The 1,996-nt window shown below is 57.6% G+C and carries 2 protein-coding genes; both read right to left on the bottom strand.

The window, feature by feature from the left end; translation table 11 throughout:
* On the bottom strand, positions 1-1,010 hold a 1,010-nt coding region (locus ACEW8P_RS12030; protein WP_373513326.1), incomplete at its 3' end, for a sulfatase-like hydrolase/transferase.
* A 47-nt stretch (positions 1,011-1,057) separates the two neighbouring features.
* Positions 1,058-1,915 carry an IS982 family transposase gene (locus tag ACEW8P_RS12025; RefSeq protein WP_373513325.1) on the bottom strand — a complete coding sequence of 286 codons (858 nt, stop codon included), beginning with the start codon at positions 1,913-1,915 and terminating at the stop codon, positions 1,058-1,060.
* Positions 1,916-1,996 lie beyond the last annotated feature (81 nt).

Below are 1,996 nucleotides of genomic sequence, written 5' to 3'. Positions count from 1 at the left end.
GCAGCTACGGTGGGCAAAATGTCCATCGTCAGAGCGGTTTCGTCCGTGACGAGGCCCGCCGCGATGCGGCCCGGCCAGTAAAAAATGCCCGGTACGCGGTGGCCGCCTTCCCAAGTCGTGCCTTTTCGGCCCCGCAGCGGTCCGGCCAGCCCCGGCCCGGTGGGGCCGTTGTCGGAGCAGAAAATGATGAGGGTGCTTTTCTCAAGACCCGCTTTTTTGAGGGCCGCCACGACGCGGCCTACGCCTTCGTCGAGCGAGACGATCATTTCGCGGTAGGCGGTCTCCACATCCTGACGAGGACCCTGCGACTGGTTTTTGCCGTTGGGCTTCCGAAACGCCGGGTCGTCCGGTCCCTGATAAGGGTAGTGTGGCGACTCGTGGGCAAGGTATAGCAAGAAAGGTCGGTCTCTGTGCCGTTCGATAAATTCGACCCCGTGCTTCGTCACTAAGTCCGTAACGTAACCCGGTTCGTCTTCCAGATGCGCCCCCGACCACCAGTCGGCCCGGCCCGGCGCGTCGAGATGCGACTGGTAGTCTACGTTGCCGCTTACATAGCCCCGAAACGCATCGAATCCCTGATAAGTCGGGTTATACCTTTTTTGGTAGCCAAGATGCCATTTGCCGAAAATTGCGGTATCGTATCCGGCTTTTTTAACTACCTCGGCCAGAGTTGTTTCCGATAGCGGCAGACCCAATTCGTCGTACTTGGGATCCACCGTGATCACCTCCGGCACTCCCGCCCGCTGCTGGTAACGGCCCGTCAGCAAGGCCGCCCGCGTGGGCGAGCAGACAACGCCGTTGGAATGGAAATCGGTGAAACGCATCCCGCCCCGCGCCAGCGCGTCGATGTGTGGCGTAGGAATGGTCGTGCCGCCGTAGCATCCCAAATCCCCATAGCCCATATCGTCAGCCAGGATGAGGACGACGTTGGGTCGGGATTGGGAATAAACCACGCCCCAGGCCAACACGCCCAGCGTAAGGATGCAGATTGAGAATAATCTACTATTCATCTCTCATAAAAACTCCCTGACAGCAAGGCGTTAAATAATTCAAGTTGCTAGATAAAAGCTTTGGTCAACGTATGGGCAAAAAGGGTCAAAATGACCTTCAAGAGGAACCCCCTGTCGGTGACCGCGTGTATTTTCTTGAGAAACAGAGCGGTGATCTCGCTGAACGTGGTCTCGATCGGCTTACGGTGGTGGCTGATCAGGAAGTCAACCGAGGGGTGGTGTGGCCTCTTGGAGTTCTTCCTGCGGGCGACAAAAAAGTCGAGGTCTTCGGCCTCTTTCAGATCATCTTCCATACCGTAGTCGGTGAAGCCGCTGTCGAGGTAGACGTCCGATCCCGGTGGTAAGTCGAGGGGCATCTGCCGCAGCCCGTCGATGTCAGCCCATGAGCCGGGCGTGAAGCAGTACTCGACGGGGCGATTAGCCTCGTCGGTCATCACGAAGACCTTTATGCCGTAAAAATACTGGCGTTTCGAGGCGTTGCGACCCCGGTACTGCCGCCCGGCGGCCCGATCCTGCTCGAAGAGGCGGCTGCGGGGGATGCGAATGTTCTGGCAGCAGGCCAGGGGAAAGCTGTCGATTCGGTAGACCATGCTCTCACTGAGCGCCTTGAAGACGTGGCCTAGTTGTAGCAGCATATCCGCTACCAGTTCGCCTACCCGGTGCAGTCGGCGGCTAAATCGGCTGGTGCCAACCATCTCGGGCATCAGTCCGGTCTCCTGCACGAAGCCGATGGCGTCGGAGCGGTTGCTGCCGAAGTGAAGGGATGCGCACAGGGCCGTAGTGATCACCTCGCTGTCGCTGCATTCGCAGCCGGGGTGTTCGCGATGGCCCAGACTTTTGAGAATATCGTCGATGATTACGTACAGGTAAGTGGTTTCTGTGACTATTTTTACCGGGTCGGACATGGGAAGTGTTGGTTTGAGTTCGCAACACTAAATTAGCATGGACCTGTCCGACTTTCAATAACTAGCAACTTGAATTAAGTA

This window comes from Persicitalea sp. (assembly GCF_041751555.1).
Classification (GTDB): domain Bacteria; phylum Bacteroidota; class Bacteroidia; order Cytophagales; family Spirosomataceae; genus Persicitalea.
The sequence above is the reverse complement of the archived record's forward strand: the minus strand, read 5'-3'. Positions and strand labels throughout refer to the sequence as shown.

Excerpts from the sequence above, each read along its gene's own strand:
- ACEW8P_RS12025 (WP_373513325.1), bottom strand. The coding sequence starts at position 1,915 with ATGTCCGACCCGGTAAAAATAGTCACAGAAACCACTTACCTGTACGTA.